The organism is Brevundimonas aurantiaca (assembly GCF_014199955.1).
Classification (GTDB): Bacteria; Pseudomonadota; Alphaproteobacteria; order Caulobacterales; family Caulobacteraceae; genus Brevundimonas; species Brevundimonas aurantiaca.
On record NZ_JACHOQ010000001.1, the window covers coordinates 346,564 to 360,870 of the forward strand.

Annotated in this window: 18 protein-coding genes; 13 read left to right on the forward strand and 5 right to left on the reverse strand. The window is 67.5% G+C overall.

The window, feature by feature from the left end:
• Positions 1-23: 23 nt before the first annotated feature.
• Genes GGQ93_RS01695 through cysG form a run of 4 tightly spaced genes read right to left on the reverse strand, consistent with a single transcriptional unit; the run spans position 24 to position 4,414 of the window.
• Entirely contained in the window at positions 24-1,103 is a 1,080-nt protein-coding gene (locus GGQ93_RS01695; RefSeq protein WP_183214910.1) for a phosphoadenylyl-sulfate reductase, read from the reverse strand.
• The gene (locus tag GGQ93_RS01700; RefSeq protein ID WP_183214911.1) at positions 1,087-2,757 is read right to left on the reverse strand and encodes a nitrite/sulfite reductase; all 1,671 of its coding nucleotides are present in this window, start codon (positions 2,755-2,757) and stop codon (positions 1,087-1,089) included. Before GGQ93_RS01700 ends, GGQ93_RS01695 begins: the two co-directional genes overlap by 17 nt.
• The gene (locus tag GGQ93_RS01705; protein WP_152950767.1) at positions 2,757-3,032 is read right to left on the reverse strand and encodes a DUF2849 domain-containing protein; all 276 of its coding nucleotides are present in this window, start codon (positions 3,030-3,032) and stop codon (positions 2,757-2,759) included. The genes GGQ93_RS01700 and GGQ93_RS01705 overlap by 1 nt, the downstream gene beginning before the upstream one ends.
• Positions 3,029-4,414, reverse strand: coding sequence for a siroheme synthase CysG (gene cysG, locus GGQ93_RS01710; RefSeq protein ID WP_183214912.1), 1,386 nt, complete (start codon positions 4,412-4,414; stop codon positions 3,029-3,031). The genes GGQ93_RS01705 and cysG overlap by 4 nt, the downstream gene beginning before the upstream one ends.
• 122 nt (positions 4,415-4,536) lie before the next feature.
• Between cysG and gcvA the strand changes: the two genes are divergently transcribed.
• The 4 genes from gcvA to purU are packed head-to-tail and all read left to right on the forward strand — an operon-like array spanning position 4,537 to position 8,181.
• Positions 4,537-5,466, forward strand: coding sequence for a transcriptional regulator GcvA (gcvA, locus tag GGQ93_RS01715; protein ID WP_183214913.1), 930 nt, complete (start codon positions 4,537-4,539; stop codon positions 5,464-5,466).
• A 50-nt stretch (positions 5,467-5,516) separates the two neighbouring features.
• Entirely contained in the window at positions 5,517-6,818 is a 1,302-nt protein-coding gene (purB, locus tag GGQ93_RS01720; RefSeq protein ID WP_183214914.1) for an adenylosuccinate lyase, read from the forward strand.
• The gene (locus GGQ93_RS01725) at positions 6,815-7,339 is read left to right on the forward strand and encodes a DNA-deoxyinosine glycosylase (protein WP_183214915.1); all 525 of its coding nucleotides are present in this window, start codon (positions 6,815-6,817) and stop codon (positions 7,337-7,339) included. The genes purB and GGQ93_RS01725 overlap by 4 nt, the downstream gene beginning before the upstream one ends.
• Complete coding sequence (gene purU / locus GGQ93_RS01730; protein WP_183214916.1) at positions 7,339-8,181, forward strand: formyltetrahydrofolate deformylase; 843 nt, start codon at positions 7,339-7,341, stop codon at positions 8,179-8,181. The genes GGQ93_RS01725 and purU overlap by 1 nt, the downstream gene beginning before the upstream one ends.
• Before the next feature lie 194 nt (positions 8,182-8,375).
• Here the strand turns inward: purU and GGQ93_RS01735 are convergent, their stop codons facing one another.
• Positions 8,376-8,699, reverse strand: a complete 324-nt coding sequence (locus GGQ93_RS01735) for a DUF1476 domain-containing protein (protein ID WP_054767022.1) — start codon at positions 8,697-8,699, stop codon at positions 8,376-8,378.
• Between the two features lie 278 nt (positions 8,700-8,977).
• Between GGQ93_RS01735 and purC the strand changes: the two genes are divergently transcribed.
• From purC to GGQ93_RS01780, 9 genes are all read left to right on the forward strand, one after another.
• On the forward strand, positions 8,978-9,736 hold the full coding sequence (gene purC / locus GGQ93_RS01740) for a phosphoribosylaminoimidazolesuccinocarboxamide synthase (RefSeq protein WP_054766400.1): 759 nt from the start codon (positions 8,978-8,980) through the stop codon (positions 9,734-9,736).
• Positions 9,736-9,939: a hypothetical protein gene (locus GGQ93_RS01745; RefSeq protein WP_183214917.1), complete on the forward strand. Its 204-nt coding sequence runs from the start codon at positions 9,736-9,738 to the stop codon at positions 9,937-9,939. Before purC ends, GGQ93_RS01745 begins: the two co-directional genes overlap by 1 nt.
• On the forward strand, positions 9,939-10,223 hold the full coding sequence (locus GGQ93_RS01750) for a hypothetical protein (RefSeq protein ID WP_054766402.1): 285 nt from the start codon (positions 9,939-9,941) through the stop codon (positions 10,221-10,223). The genes GGQ93_RS01745 and GGQ93_RS01750 overlap by 1 nt, the downstream gene beginning before the upstream one ends.
• Positions 10,223-10,459, forward strand: coding sequence for a phosphoribosylformylglycinamidine synthase subunit PurS (purS, locus tag GGQ93_RS01755; RefSeq protein ID WP_054766403.1), 237 nt, complete (start codon positions 10,223-10,225; stop codon positions 10,457-10,459). Before GGQ93_RS01750 ends, purS begins: the two co-directional genes overlap by 1 nt.
• Before the next feature lie 96 nt (positions 10,460-10,555).
• The gene (locus GGQ93_RS01760; protein WP_183214918.1) at positions 10,556-11,035 is read left to right on the forward strand and encodes a YbhB/YbcL family Raf kinase inhibitor-like protein; all 480 of its coding nucleotides are present in this window, start codon (positions 10,556-10,558) and stop codon (positions 11,033-11,035) included.
• A gap of 128 nt (positions 11,036-11,163) precedes the next feature.
• The gene (locus tag GGQ93_RS01765; RefSeq protein WP_221233492.1) at positions 11,164-12,384 is read left to right on the forward strand and encodes an MFS transporter; all 1,221 of its coding nucleotides are present in this window, start codon (positions 11,164-11,166) and stop codon (positions 12,382-12,384) included.
• Positions 12,385-12,421: 37 nt separating this feature from the next.
• Positions 12,422-12,652 carry a hypothetical protein gene (locus tag GGQ93_RS01770; RefSeq protein ID WP_183214919.1) on the forward strand — a complete coding sequence of 77 codons (231 nt, stop codon included), beginning with the start codon at positions 12,422-12,424 and terminating at the stop codon, positions 12,650-12,652.
• Positions 12,653-12,685: 33 nt separating this feature from the next.
• A complete protein-coding gene (purQ, locus tag GGQ93_RS01775) occupies positions 12,686-13,348 on the forward strand; it encodes a phosphoribosylformylglycinamidine synthase subunit PurQ (protein WP_183214920.1) in 663 nt (220 codons plus the stop codon).
• A 31-nt stretch (positions 13,349-13,379) separates the two neighbouring features.
• Complete coding sequence (locus tag GGQ93_RS01780; protein WP_224764395.1) at positions 13,380-14,198, forward strand: energy transducer TonB; 819 nt, start codon at positions 13,380-13,382, stop codon at positions 14,196-14,198.
• Positions 14,199-14,307 lie beyond the last annotated feature (109 nt).

Here is a 14,307-nt window from a genome sequence, read left to right on the forward strand (position 1 = left end):
GGCGAGGTCGAACGGGAGGACGATCAGGCGGCGACCTGACGCTTGCCTAGGTGGATGCCGCATTCGACCTTGTCCATCCCCGACCAGCGTCCGGCCCGCGCCTCTTCGTCGTCTTCGACGGCGCGGGTGCAGGGCCAGCAGCCGATGGAGCGGTAGCCCTGCTCGACCAAGGGATGACGGGGCAGGTCGTGCGCCTCCAGCCAGGCCTCGACGGCGTCGGCGTCCCAGTCCGCCAGCGGATTGATCCGCAGCACCCCGTCCAGCACCTCGAACGGTTTCAACGCCGCGCGGGTCGCGGCCTGATAGCGTTTGCGCCCGGTGATCAGGGCGTTGAACCCGACCGTCGCCCGCGCCAGGGGCCGCACCTTCCGCAGGTCGCAGCAGGCGTCGGCGTCGGTCTTCCACAGGTCGTCGCGGGCGTCCAGGGTCGCCTTCTCGTTCGCATCCGGCGTGACCAGCCGCACGTCGGTCAGCCCCAGAGCCTTGGTCAGCTGGGTGCGATAGGACAGGGTCTGCAGGAAATGCTGGCCGGTCTCCAGGAAGACGACCGGCACGTTCGGGTCCGTCTCGGCCACGATGTGCAGCAGGGCCGCCGATTCCGCCCCGAACGAGGATATGGTCCCGATCCGCAGGCCCAGGGCCGGATCCAGCGCCGCCTTCAGGATGTCCGACGCGGCCTTGCCCTCGGTCTCGCGGTTCAGACGGTCGGCCAGGGCCTGCAGATCCCGATCGTTCGACGCCGCCCGCCGTCTCTGCCAGATGGTCGGGGCCGGATCGACGGCCGGCTGATAGGAGCCGCTGAAGGCCTGATCCATCCGCGCCCAGGCCGCCGTGTCTGCCCCCGGCGCCAGCTCCACCGCGTCGAATCCCGACCGCCGCAGATAGCGCGCCTGGTCCGGCAGGACCTTGCCCGCCGCGATGAGCCGCCCGGCGTAGCCCCGCTCGCGCAGCACCGCCGCCAGCGAGAAGCCGCGCCCGTCGCGAAAGGCGTCGAACTCCAGCACCAGGACGTCGGTCGCAGCGGCGGCCGCCTCGACCTCTTCCAGCGGGGTCGTCACCGACAGGCGCGGCCCGTTCTGAACTCCCTCAAGCGTTTGCAGCATCGAGCGTCTCATAGATGGCGTCGCGGAAGGGATCGGGTCCGACACGGCGCACCGTGTCGATGAACCGCTCGCCCTCGGCGCGGATTTGCAGATAGCGGTCCAGGGTCCGCTGAATGGCGGGCGCCACCTCGTCGGCCGGCAGGCTCTTGCCGACGATGTCGCCCAGGGCCGCCTGTTCGTCAGGCGAACCACCGACGGTGATCTGGTAGTATTCTTCGCCCTTCCGGTCGACGCCCAGGACGCCGATATGGCCGACGTGGTGGTGGCCGCAGGCGTTGATGCACCCGCTCATATTGATACGGACCGGCCCCAGCCTCTCCTGATAGTCCATGTCGGCCAGCCGTTTCGACAGGGCCTGGGCCACCGGGATCGACCGGGCGTTGGCCAGGCTGCAATAGTCCAGGCCCGGACAGGCGATAACGTCGGTCGCCAGATCGGCGTTGGCCGTGGCCAGCCCCGCCTCCAGCAGCGCCCGCCAGACCGTCGGCACATCGTCCAGTTTCACATGCGGCAGGACCAGATTCTGCTCATAGGCGGCGCGCAGTTCGTCGAAGCCGTAGCGTTCGGCCAGATCCGCCACCGCGTCCATCTGGTCCGCCGTGATGTCGCCCGGCACGCCGCCGACCGGCTTCAGCGACACCACCACCGAGGCATAGCCCGGCTGCCGGTGACGCCGCACATTGTTCCGCGCAAACCGCGCAAAGTCCGGATCGGCCAGCAGGGCGCGCTCGAACGGAGCGCTGGCCTTGGGCAGATCCTCGAACGGCGGCGGGGCGAAATAGGCCTTGATCCGCTCGGCCTCATCCTCCGGGATGCGCAGGTCTTCCAGGCGCAGGGTGGCGTAGTGCTTGTCCACCTCCTCGCGGAAGGCCTCCAGCCCGACCGAGGCGACCAGGATCTTGATCCGCGCCTTATGGATATTGTCGCGCCGTCCCAAGAGGTTCCACGCCCGCAATATGGCGGTCAGATAGGCCAGCAGGTCCGCAGCCGGAACCGCCGAGGCGATCTCCTGGCCGATATGGGGCAGACGCCCCTGCCCGCCGCCGACGAAGACGCGGAAGGCGGTCCCGCCGTCTTCGCCGCGCACGATCTGCAGCCCCACGTCATGGGTGCGGATCGCCGCCCTATCCTTCTCGGCGCCGATGACCGCGATCTTGAACTTGCGCGGCAGGAAGCTGAACTCCGGGTGGATCGTCGACCACTGTCGGATGATCTCGCACCAGGGCCGCGGATCCTCGATCTCGTCCTCGGCCGCCCCGGCGAAGACGTCGGTCGTGGTGTTGCGGATGCAGTTGCCCGAGGTCTGGATGGCGTGCATCTCGACATCGGCCAGATCGCTGAGGATCGCCGGCAGGTCGGTCAGGGCCGGCCAGTTGTACTGGATGTTCGTGCGGGTCGTGAAATGGCCGTAGCCCTTGTCATAGGTGCGGGCGATATGGGCCAGCCGCCGCATCTGGCGGCTGTTGAACGTTCCATAGGGAATGGCGACCCGCAGCATATAGGCGTGAAGCTGCAGATAGACCCCGTTCATCAGCCGCAGCGGCTTGAACTCGTCCTCGGTCAGGGCGCCGGAGGCGCGGCGCGCCACCTGGTCGGAAAACTCCGCCACCCGCTCACGCACCAGGGCGTGGTCGAACTCGTCATAGCGATACATCAGCCCACGCCTCCCGCGACGCTGTGGCCGACGGTCGGACCGGCGGCGCGAATCCGCTCCTTCAGCCGGTCCCGGCCCGAGGGCGCGCGATCCTGAACCTCGACCAGATAGGGATTGACGAACACGTCCGGCCGCGCCGCGACCTCGGCCAGCACGATCTCGGCCGCCGCGTCGTCCAGGGTCGAGGCCTGGTCCAGGCGCTCGACCGGCTGATTGTCCACGCCCGCGTAGATGACGCGCCCGTCCGACAGGCGGTTTGCGGTGACGATCTTCATGCCGCCGCCTCCGTCCGCACGTCCGGCTGGGCCGCCGAAAACGCCGCCGTCTCGCCCACGAACACCAGGGCCGGACCGGTCAGGTCCGCGCCGCGCACCAGGGCGCCCAGCCCGTCGAGCCGGCCGGTCAGCACCCGCTCATCCGGCCGGCTGCCGTTCTCGACGACGGCCACGGGTGTCGAGCCCGCGCGGCCGGCCGCCATCAGCCTGGCCGCCGTCTCCTCGGCCCTGTCCACGCCCATATAGACGGCCAGGGTATGGTTCGGGGCCGCCAGCCGGGTCCAGTCGGCGTCGACGCCGCCCGGCTTGGCCTGGGCCGTCACGAAGGTCACCGCCTGGGCGTGCTCGCGGTGCGTCAGAGGGATCCCGGCCGAAGCCGCGCAGGCCAGGGCCGCCGTCACCCCCGGCACCACAAAGACCGGAACCCCGGCCGCCCGCATCGCCTCCAGCTCCTCGCCGCCGCGCCCGAAGACGAAGGGATCGCCGCCCTTTAACCGCACCACCCGGTGACCGGCCTTGGCCTCCTCGATCATCAGGGCCTCGATCTGATCCTGGGGCACCGAATGTTCGCCGCGCGCCTTGCCGACATACAGGCGCTTGGCGTCGCGCCGCGCCCGTTCCAGCACGGCTTCCGGGACCAGCCGGTCGTGGATGATGACGTCGGCGTCCTGAAGCACCCGCAGCGCCTTCAGGGTCAGCAGCTCCGGATCGCCCGACCCCGCCCCGACGATATGGACCATCCCCTGCTCCGGCGCGGCCGAGTTCAGCAGACGCAGCATCTCGCGCCGCGCCTCCGCCGTGCGCCCCTCGGCCGCCAAGGCCGCCGCCGGTCCCCGGAACGCCTTCTCCCAGAACCGTCGCCGCGCCATGAAGTCCGGCACATTGGCCTTGACCGTATCGCGCAGCTCGCGCGCCAGCCGGGCGACGTGGGCCAGACCGGCGGGTAGAACGCCCTCGACGGCCGTGCGGATGTCGCGGGCCAGGATCGGCGCCGATCCCCCGGTGGCGACCCCGATCACCACCTCGTCCCGGTCGATCAGGGCCGGGGTCTGGAAGTCGCTCAGATGGGGCTTGTCCACCACATTGACCTGAGCCCCCGCCGCCCGCGCCAGGGCGCTGAGCCGCGTCAGTTCGTCCGCGTCGTCCAAGGCCATAAAGACCAGACGCGCCCCCGCCAGATCCTGGGCCTGGGGCGCGCGCAGCACCGGCTCCGGCGCGCTCAGCGGGATTTCCATCCGGGGCGGGGCGCCGTCGGGCGCGAACCACAGCAGCTGGGCCGGCGTGTTCAGGAACAGTCGCAGCTTGGCCAGGGCGGGCTCGCCGCCGCCGATGATCACGATCTTGGCGGCCTCAAGCGGAATGGAGGCGAGAAATACACGCATCGTCTTGCTTTCAGGGCCGGCGTCGGGGAAGGAGGACGGCGGCGGAGCCCGAACCATCGGCCTCCCCGTCCAGACCCGCAAACCAGATTGCCTTTGGCACGCTGATAGGATTTCTAACGGCGATGGCCCGTTCCCTGCTCCCGCTCAACGCCCTGCGCGCGTTCGAGGCCGCCGCGCGTCACCTGAACTTCTCGCGCGCGGCCGACGAACTGGCGGTGACGCCCGGCGCCGTCAGCCAGCAGATCCGCCTGCTGGAGGACATTGTCGGCGGCCCCCTGTTCGTACGCGAGGCGCGCGGTCTCCAGCTGACCGACCTCGGCCGATCCTCGGTCCCCCTGCTGCGCGAGGGGTTCGAGCGGCTGATGGACGCCTCGGCCCTGCTGCGCGAACCGCCGCGCCGCAAACAGGTGTCGATCAGCATCGCCCCCGGCTTCGCCTCCAAATGGCTGATGCCGCGCATGGACGACTTCCACGCCGCCCATCCCGAGATCGAGCTTTGGATCTCGGCCGACATGGAGACTGCCGACCTGACCGAGGGCAAGGTCGATCTCGCCGTCCGCTACGGCCCCGGCGACTACCCCGGCCTGACCGTGGACCGGCTGATGACCGAAACGGTCCTGCCCGTCTGCGCCCCGTCTCTGATGGACGGCGAACATCCGATCCGCAGACCCGCCGACCTGATGCGCCACACCCTGCTGCACGACATGTCCAACGACGGCGACCCCAGCCGCCCCGACTGGGCCATGTGGCTGAAGGCGCGCGGCGTGCGCCACCCCGACCCGCGCCGGGGCTCGCGCTTCAACCAGTCCAGCCTGCTGATCGAGGCCGCCGCTTCCGGCCGCGGCGTCGCCCTGGCCAAACGCACCCTGGCCCAGGCCGACCTGGCCTCGGGCCGTCTGGTCGCCCCCTTCCCCGACGGCTCGGAAGCGGTCGGATTCGCCTATTACGTCGTCCAGCCCCGCGACCGCCCGCCCTCGCCCAGCGCCACCGCCTTCGTCGCCTGGCTGAAGCGGCAGGCCGTCGATCACGACAATACGATGGGACAGCTTTAGAGCACCGCAAACCTTGACTCCGACGGCGGCCGGACCGACACGACCGCCCCATGATCACGCGCTATTCCCGCCCCGACGCCGCCGCCATCTGGTCGCAAGAGACCAAGTACAAGATCTGGTTCGAGATCGAGGCCCATGCGGCGACCAAGATGGCCGAACTGGGCGTCATCCCCCAGCAGGCCGCCGACGCCATCTGGGCCAAGGGCAAGGACGCGACCTTTGACGCCGACCGCATCGACGAGATCGAGCGCACCACCAAACACGACGTCATCGCCTTCCTGACCCACGTCGCCGAGATCGTCGGCGAAGAGGCGCGTTTCCTGCACCAGGGCATGACCTCGTCGGACGTGCTGGACACCTGTTTCGCGGTCCAGCTGGCCCGGTCGTCGAACCTGCTGATCGAAGGCGTCGATCGCGTCCTGGCCGCGCTGGAAACCCGCGCCAAGGAGCATAAATACACCCCGACCGTCGGCCGCAGCCACGGCATCCACGCCGAGCCCGTGACCTTCGGCCTGAAGCTCGCCGGCTATCACGCCGAGTTCCAGCGCGCCAAACGCCGCCTGATCACGGCCAAGGAAGAGATCGCCACCTGCGCCATTTCCGGCGCCGTCGGCACCTTCGCCAATGTCGATCCCGCCGTCGAAGCCTATGTGGCCGAACAGATGGGGCTCCAGGTCGAGCCGGTCTCGACCCAGGTCATCCCGCGCGACCGCCACGCCGCCTTCTTCGCCGCCCTGGGCGTGGTCGCCTCTTCGGTCGAGCGTCTGGCGGTCGAGATCCGCCACCTGCAACGCACCGAGGTGCTGGAGGCCGAGGAATTCTTCGACAAGGGTCAGAAGGGCTCGTCGGCCATGCCGCACAAGCGCAACCCCATCCTGACCGAAAACCTGACCGGCCTGGCCCGTCTGGTCCGCTCAGCCGTCACCCCGGCGATGGAAAACGTCGCCCTGTGGCACGAGCGGGACATCAGCCATTCCTCGGTCGAACGCGGCATCGGTCCCGACGCCACCATCCATCTTGACTTCGCCCTGCAACGCCTGGCCGGCGTGATCGAGCGGCTGAACATCTATCCCGAGAACATGCAGAAGAACCTCGACCGCCTGGGCGGTCTGGTGCACTCGCAACGGGTCATGCTGGCCCTGACCCAGGCCGGCGTCTCGCGCGAGGCGGCCTATGCCGCCGTGCAGGAGAACGCCATGAAGGTCTGGCGCGGCGAGGGCGCCTTCCTGGACTTCCTCAAGGCCGACGAGCGCGTCACCCTGCCCCACGATCAGCTCGAAGCCCTGTTCGACCTCGGCTATCACACCAAGAATGTGGACGTGGTGTTCAGGCGGGTGTTCGGCGAGGGGTGAGCCCCGAACCGCAAGACGACCGCCGCATCGGCTTTGCTCCCGTCGTCGATGCGGACACCCGCCTGCTGATCCTCGGCAGCCTGCCGGGTGACGCCTCGCTGAAGGCGGCGCAATATTACGCCCATCCGCGCAACGGCTTCTGGCCTTTGATCGGCGGGGTGCTGGACGAGCACCTGGCCGCCCTGTCCTACCCCGAGCGCCTGGAGCGGTTGAAGGCGCGCGGGGTCGGCCTGTGGGACGTAATCGCCTCGGCCCAGCGATCCGGCAGTCTGGACGCGGCGATCAAATCGCCCGAGGCCGCCGATCTGCGCGGTCTGATCCAGGACCTCCCCGAACTGCGCGCCGTCGCCTTCAACGGCGGTCTGGCGGCCAAGCTGGGTAGGCGGATCCTGGCCAACCTCGCCGGCCTCGCCCTGGTCGATCTGCCGTCGTCCAGCCCCGCCCATGCAATATCCTTGTCGGCAAAGGCGGAAATCTGGGCCACACTCGGCAAGTTTCTCCCGGATAAGCCTGCCGTCTGATGATCCTGACCCTCTCCTGCCCCGACCGCCACGGCATTGTGGCGGCCGTGTCCGCCTTCCTGCTGGAGTGGGACGCCAACATCTCCGACGCCCAGCAGTTCGGCGACGCCGCCGGCGCCACCTTCTTCATGCGTGTGGTGTTCGAACCGCGCGAAGGCGACGACCCGGCCGCGATCCGCACCGCCTTCGCCCCTCTGGCTGGGCGATTCGACATGGACTGGACCCTGAGGGGGCCGGAACCGCGCAAGGTGATGATTCTGACTTCGCGCTTCGACCATTGCCTGGCGGACCTGCTGTACCGCTGGCGGATCGACGAACTGCCCATGGATGTGACGGCGGTCGTTTCGAACCATCCGCGCGAGATGATCGGCCACGTCGATCTGGGCGACCTGCCCTTCCATCACCTGCCCGTCAGCGCCGCCGACAGGCCGGCCCAGGAGGCGCAGCTTCTGCGCCTGATCGAGGAGACCGGCACGGAACTGGTCGTTCTGGCCCGCTACATGCAGATTCTGTCCGACGATCTCAGCGGTCGGCTGGCGGGGCGCTGCATCAACATCCACCACTCCTTCCTGCCCGGTTTCAAGGGCGCCCGCCCCTATCACCAGGCCCATGCGCGCGGGGTGAAGGTTATCGGCGCCACGGCCCACTATGTCACCGCCGACCTGGATGAAGGTCCGATCATCGAACAGGACGTGGAGCGAATCAGCCACCGCGACACGCCCGAAGATTTGATCAGAAAAGGCCGCGACATCGAGCGCCGCGTCCTGGCCCGCGCAGTCCGCCGCCATCTGGAGGACCGGGTTCTGCTGCACGGCGCCAAGACCGTCGTGTTCGAGGACTGAACCCCGCGCTCAAAATAATTTTGCAGCGGACCGGTCCGCGCCGAAACCAAAGGCGCGTTGCCGTGTTCTTCAGGGGCGCGAGACGCACAGTAAGCCGGGTGAGACATCCCCCAACGTCCCCGGCAAAAAGAAAGGGCCGCACTTTCCCCCGGGTGCGGCCCTTTCGACGTCTGAAGGCCCGAAGGCCGAAAGTCCTATTCGCCGGCGCGAATCTGTTCGCGGGCGATCGAGGCCAGTTCGTCGATCTTGGAGCGGATTTCGCCCTCCGAGACCGTCAGGCCCGAGGCCTTGAAGTCGCCGGCGACCTTGCGGAACACGTCTTCGTCGCCCGGCTGCTCCATGTCGGCGCGCACGATGGCGGCGGCGTACTGGTCCGCGCTGTCGGCCGACAGGCCCATCTTCTCGGCCGCCCACAGGCCCAGCATCTTGTTGCGCCGGGCGATGGCCTTGAATTCCTGCTCCTGATCGAGGGCGAACTTGGCCTCAAAGCCCTTTTCCCGATCGTCGAACGTCGTCATGTCGCTCAGCAAGCTCCGCACACCCCTGACCTCGGGGCAAGCGCCGTCTATAGCCCGCCCGCGCCCGAACGCAACATGGCTTGCGTAGACCTTGGTCCTGTTGCGGCGTCGCACGCGGCGTTCATTTGTGTCGAGGGCCGCCTTCCGCTAAGGAGACGCCGAACGAGATTGACTGCCCGAACGATTCCAAAACGCGCCGCCAGGACCGGGTCTTCCCCTTTCCACCATGGCCGCGCGATTTTTGTTTCTGGAGGGCGCCCGTAAGCCGGGACCGGAATATGAACAGCAAACGCAAGAAGATCTACGAGGGCAAGGCCAAGATCCTGTACGAAGGGCCCGAGCCCGGCACCCTGATCCAGTACTTCAAGGACGACGCCACCGCCTTCAACGCCCAGAAGAAGGCCGTTCTCGAAGGCAAGGGCGTGGTCAACAACCAGATCAGCGAATTCATCATGTCGCGCCTGAACGGCATCGGCGTGACCAATCACTTCATCAAGCGGCTGAACCTGCGCGAACAGCTGATCCGCGAAGTCGAGATCATTCCGCTGGAAGTCGTCTGCCGCAACATCGTCGCCGGCTCGATGAGCCAGCGTCTGGGCATAGAGGAAGGCACGCCCCTGCCCCGCTCGATCATCGAATTCTACTACAAGAAGGACGAGCTCAACGACCCGATGGTCACCGAAGAGCACATCACCGCCTTCAACTGGGCCTCGACCCAGGAGCTGGACGACATCCTGGCCATGACAGTTCGGGTGAACGACTATCTGTCGGGCCTGTTCAGCGCGGTCGGCATCACCCTGGTCGATTTCAAGATCGAGTTCGGCCGCATCTGGGAGAACGACTTCAGCCGCGTCATCCTGGCCGACGAGATCAGCCCCGATTCCTGCCGCCTGTGGGACTCCTCGACCGGCGAGAAGATGGACAAGGACCGCTTCCGCCGCGACCTGGGCAATGTCATCGAAAGCTACACCGAAGTCGCCCGTCGCCTGGGCATCATGAAGGGCATGCCGACGGTGATCCAGGGCGGCCTGCACTGATGATTGACGTCGCGGAAGAGGGCGGCGAGTTCCGACGGTCCATTGACCTGGCCGGAACCAGCCGCTTTCGCCGCATCGCGGGCGTCGGGCCGGTCTATGAAGTGACCGCCATTGTCGGGGACCGCATCAGGGCCTGTCTAATCGACAGCGACGAAGCCTTCGACTATCCGCTGGCCGACGCCGAAAACGACCCCCTGGCCTGATGTTCGCCATTTCCTTCGATCTGGACCTCAACGAGACGACCGCTATCCATCCCGCCGGGGTGAGGCAGGCGTATCGCGAGATCGAACGGACCCTGAAACGCTATGATTTCCACCGCGTCCAACAGAGCGTCTATCTCACTGAAATCCCGGACCTCGCTAATCTGACTCTGGCCATGACCGCCCTCAAGGCTCTGCCCTGGTTCCCCCAATGCGTGAAGGACGTTCGCGGCTTCCGCGTCGAGAACTGGTCCGACTTCACTCCCTTCATGAAAGGCAACGGCTGATGGCCAAAATCAAGGTTCACGTCTTCCTCAAGGCCGGCGTGCTGGACGTCCAGGGCAAGGCCGTTGAAGGCGCCCTTCAGGGTCTGGGCTGGTCGGGCGTATCGAACGCCCGCGTCGGCAAGCTGATCGAGTTCGACCTCGACGGCGTCGAGGATCCGCAAGGCGAGGCCAAGAAGATGTGCGAGCAGCTGCTCGCCAATACGGTGATCGAAGGCTACCGTATCGAGGCGGCTTGAAGCATTCGGCCTCTTCCGCGCGAAGGTGCGGAAGAGGCGCTTGCATCCATACAGCGGACTCCTAGTTAAGCTAACGGCTTGAACGACGGAGCACCTATGCCCTTCACCCTCACCTCCACCGACATTCAGGACGGCGGCGTCCTGCCCGACGCCCAGGTTCACGCCAAGGGCAACACCTCGCCCCACCTCGCCTGGTCGGGCGCGCCGGAGGGGACGAAGAGCTACGCCGTCACCTGCTATGATCCCGATGCCCCCACCGGCTCCGGCTTCTGGCACTGGACGGTCGCCAACATCCCCGCCGATGTGACCGAACTGGCGACCGGCGCCGGCTCGCCCGGCGGCCAGTTGCCGGCCAGCGCCGTCCAGGGCCGCACCGACTACGGCAGGGCCGGCTTCGGCGGCGCCGCCCCGCCTGCCGGCCACGGCCCGCACCGCTACATCTTCACCGTCTTCGCCGTGGACGTGGAGCGGCTGGACGTGACCGCCGACGATTCCGGCGCCGTCTTCGGCTTCAACCTGCACTTCCACACCCTGGCCAAGGCCTCGATCACCGCGACCTATGAAAACCTGGGCTGAGCCCGCCCCTCGGCGGTCGCGCCGCAACCTTATGTGATCGCCGATCATTTCCAGCGGGTTGAAGCCTGAGAGGGGCCGCCTATGTTGCAGCGCAACACCCCGCCCTTCTCTCGCCCCAGGATTTTCGCATGGCCGTCACCGGCGCCGTGGCCGACACTGACGTGGCCGTAAAACCCATGGCGAGGGGCCGTGTGGCCCTGGTCCTGATCGCCCTGGCCATGGGCGGTTTCGCCATCGGGGTCACCGAGTTCGCGGCCATGAGCATCCTGCCGGACTTCGCCGCCGGCCTGGGCGTCGACGCCCCGACGGCGGGCCATGTGATCAGCGCCTATGCGGCCGGCGTGGTGGTCGGGGCGCCCATCCTGGCGGTGCTGGGCGCGCGCAGCCCCCGCTGGCTGCTGCTTATCGGCTTCATGGCCCTGTTCGCCGTCGGCAACGGCCTGTCGGCCATGGCGCCCACCTATGAATGGATGCTGGTCTTCCGCTTCCTCAGCGGCGTGCCGCACGGCGCCTATTTCGGCGTGGCGGCCCTGGTCGCCGCCTCCATCGTGCCGCTGCATCTTCGCACCCGCGCCGTCTCGACCATTCTGATGGGGCTGACGGTCGCCACCGTCATCGGCGTCCCCTTCGCCAATCTGGTCAGCCACGCCTTCGGCTGGCGCTGGACCTTCGCCATCGTCAGCGTCCTGGCCGTGATCACCATGGGGTTGGTCGCCCTGTTCGCCCCGCGCGACCCCGCCCATGCCGACGCCAGCCCCTTGCGCGAACTGGGCGCCCTGAAGCGGAGCCAGGTCTGGCTGACGCTCGGCGTCGGCGCGATCGGCTTCGGCGGCATGTTCTGCGTCTACGCCTATCTGGCTTCGACGCTTCAGGCGGTGACCGGCGTGGGGCCGGAGATCCTGCCTTGGGTCTTCGCCGTCTTCGGCGTCGGCATGTTCCTGGGCAATATTCTGGGGGCCTGGGCGGCCGACCGGATCGGCTTTCCGGCGGCGGGCGGCCTGCTGCTGTGGAGCGCCGCCGCCCTGGCCCTCTATCCGTTGGCCGCGCCTCACCTGTGGGCCGTCATGGTCGTGATCTTTCTGATCGGCGGCGGCGGCGGCCTGGGCTCGGTGCTTCAGACCCGTCTGATGGACGTCGCCGGCGACGCCCAGACCCTGGCGGCGGCCCTGAATCACTCCGCCTTCAACACCGCCAATGCGCTGGGCCCGCTTCTGGGCGGCCTAGCCATCGCCGCCGGCTACGGCTGGACCTCGACCGGCTGGGTCGGCATGGGCCTGTCCCTGGGCGGGTTTGCGATCTTCGTGATCGCCTGGGCGGTCGGGCGGGCGCGCGTTCCGGCCTCAGCCTGAGCGTTTCGTTTCGCCAGCCACTCTGTTATAATGGGTCATGGCTGAAGTGACTAATGACCTCATCTACGAAGTGCTCAAGTCCATGCAGCACGACCTCGGATCCGTGAAAGCAGAGATTCGTGACGTGAAGGGCGAACTCCAAGCCATCCGCACCCACATGACCGGCCTGGGTCAAGACATATCAAACATCTACCAGATCATCGGCCGACATGACGATCGCCTCGGCCGGATCGAGACCCGCCTCGGACTTCTTGAACCCGCGCACTGACATTTGCCGAAAACGGTGCTAGAGGCCCGCGCCATGAGCGCAGCCGTCATCGTCTTCCCCGGTTCCAACTGTGATCGCGACTGCAAGGTCGCCGTCGAACGCTCCACCGGCGAGGCCGTCCAGATGGTCTGGCACGCCGAGACGGAACTGCCGCAGGGCCTGGACCTGATCGTCATTCCCGGCGGCTTCTCCTACGGCGACTATCTGCGCTGCGGCGCCATGGCGGCCGAGTCGCCGGTGATGCAGGCGGTCAAGAAGGCGGCGGACGACGGCGTGGCCGTGGTCGGCATCTGCAACGGCTTCCAGATCCTGTGCGAGGCCGGCCTGCTGCCCGGCGCCCTCTTGCGCAACAAGGGCCTGAAATACGTCTGCAAACCCATCAGCCTGACCGTCGCCAACGGCCAGACCCGGTTCACCGCCGGCTATCAGGGCCAGCGCGAAGTGATCATGACCCAGGGCAACGGCGACGGAAACTTCTTCGCCGACGCCGAGACCCTGGCCCGGATCGAGGGCGAGGGCCAGGTGGTCTTCCGCTACGTCGACAACCCCAACGGCTCGGTCAACGACATCGCCGGCATCCAGAATGCGCGCGGCAATGTGCTCGGCATGATGCCCCACCCCGACCGCGCCTTTGAGGCCGAACTGGGCTCCGCCGACGGCGCGGTTCTGTTTCAGAGCATCTACGCGGCGGCTTGACGGCAATCATGCGTTGAGGCGGAGTGGGGTTATGAAAGCCCTCCTCCCCGCCCTCGCCGTTTCCGCCCTCTTGGCCGGCGCCGTCTCCGCGAAGGCGCAGGACGCGCCGCCGCCCCAAGAAGACTGGGTGTTGACCTCCATTCCCGAGCGAAAGGCCACCCTGGCCCTTGCTGAATTCACTTCGGGCGTCACCCTGGTCGCCCGATGCATCGACGGGGCCTACGACCTTTTCATCACCGGCCTGCCCGAGGCCCCCGCACGCGCCACGACGCGCGATCTTGGGCTTTCGGTCGGAGAAGATGCGGCTCTTAAAACCACCGTCTGGACCGTGGGAGAGGATCGCACGACGGCTTTCAGCCGTCTGCCGGCCATGGTGGCGCGCCAATTGGCGGAAGGCGGCGAGCTCCAGATCGTCGCCCAAGGCCCCGACCACCGACGCTACCGCTTCATCATGGCCCTCAACCCGTCCAGCACCGCCCTTGAGCAGACCTTGACCGCCTGCGGTCGGCCTCTGATCGATCCCCGCGACAAGGACACGGAGGGCGACGGGCGAGAAACGCTTCCTGCGCTCGCGCGATGGGAAATCGTTCCCAGACCCCGGTTCCCGGCCCCTGTCGGCGGCCGATCGCCGACGGAAGGTTACGCCGTCCTGTCCTGCGGCGCTGAAAACGACGGTCGGCTGGTGAACTGCCAAATCGAAAGCGAATGGCCGCGAGGTTACGGCCTGGGGCGAGAAGCCTTGCGCTCGGTGGATCGGGCGCGGCTCCGCCTCAATGACGAGGCGGCAGCCGCAGGCCGGCGCCTGGAAGACGGGATAATCGTCTTCTCCATCAACTTCAGGATGGATTAGGACTCACGGTCGCCAGCCCCCCTTTGAGGGCTGGGGCTTAGAAGAACCAAGGTTCTCTCGCGCTTGTGACGCGCGATGATCGCGTTCTTCGCTAACCTGAAGATGCATC

Coding starts and splice junctions, on each gene's coding strand:
- GGQ93_RS01695 (WP_183214910.1), bottom strand. CDS start 1,103: ATGCTGCAAACGCTTGAGGGAGTTCAGAACGGGCCGCGCCTGTCGGTG.
- GGQ93_RS01700 (WP_183214911.1), bottom strand. CDS start 2,757: ATGTATCGCTATGACGAGTTCGACCACGCCCTGGTGCGTGAGCGGGTG.
- GGQ93_RS01705 (WP_152950767.1), bottom strand. CDS start 3,032: ATGAAGATCGTCACCGCAAACCGCCTGTCGGACGGGCGCGTCATCTAC.
- cysG (WP_183214912.1), bottom strand. CDS start 4,414: ATGCGTGTATTTCTCGCCTCCATTCCGCTTGAGGCCGCCAAGATCGTG.
- gcvA (WP_183214913.1), top strand. CDS start 4,537: ATGGCCCGTTCCCTGCTCCCGCTCAACGCCCTGCGCGCGTTCGAGGCC.
- purB (WP_183214914.1), top strand. CDS start 5,517: ATGATCACGCGCTATTCCCGCCCCGACGCCGCCGCCATCTGGTCGCAA.
- purU (WP_183214916.1), top strand. CDS start 7,339: ATGATCCTGACCCTCTCCTGCCCCGACCGCCACGGCATTGTGGCGGCC.
- GGQ93_RS01735 (WP_054767022.1), bottom strand. CDS start 8,699: ATGACGACGTTCGACGATCGGGAAAAGGGCTTTGAGGCCAAGTTCGCC.
- purC (WP_054766400.1), top strand. CDS start 8,978: ATGAACAGCAAACGCAAGAAGATCTACGAGGGCAAGGCCAAGATCCTG.
- GGQ93_RS01745 (WP_183214917.1), top strand. CDS start 9,736: ATGATTGACGTCGCGGAAGAGGGCGGCGAGTTCCGACGGTCCATTGAC.
- GGQ93_RS01750 (WP_054766402.1), top strand. CDS start 9,939: ATGTTCGCCATTTCCTTCGATCTGGACCTCAACGAGACGACCGCTATC.
- purS (WP_054766403.1), top strand. CDS start 10,223: ATGGCCAAAATCAAGGTTCACGTCTTCCTCAAGGCCGGCGTGCTGGAC.
- GGQ93_RS01760 (WP_183214918.1), top strand. CDS start 10,556: ATGCCCTTCACCCTCACCTCCACCGACATTCAGGACGGCGGCGTCCTG.
- GGQ93_RS01765 (WP_221233492.1), top strand. CDS start 11,164: ATGGCCGTCACCGGCGCCGTGGCCGACACTGACGTGGCCGTAAAACCC.
- GGQ93_RS01770 (WP_183214919.1), top strand. CDS start 12,422: ATGGCTGAAGTGACTAATGACCTCATCTACGAAGTGCTCAAGTCCATG.
- purQ (WP_183214920.1), top strand. CDS start 12,686: ATGAGCGCAGCCGTCATCGTCTTCCCCGGTTCCAACTGTGATCGCGAC.
- GGQ93_RS01780 (WP_224764395.1), top strand. CDS start 13,380: ATGAAAGCCCTCCTCCCCGCCCTCGCCGTTTCCGCCCTCTTGGCCGGC.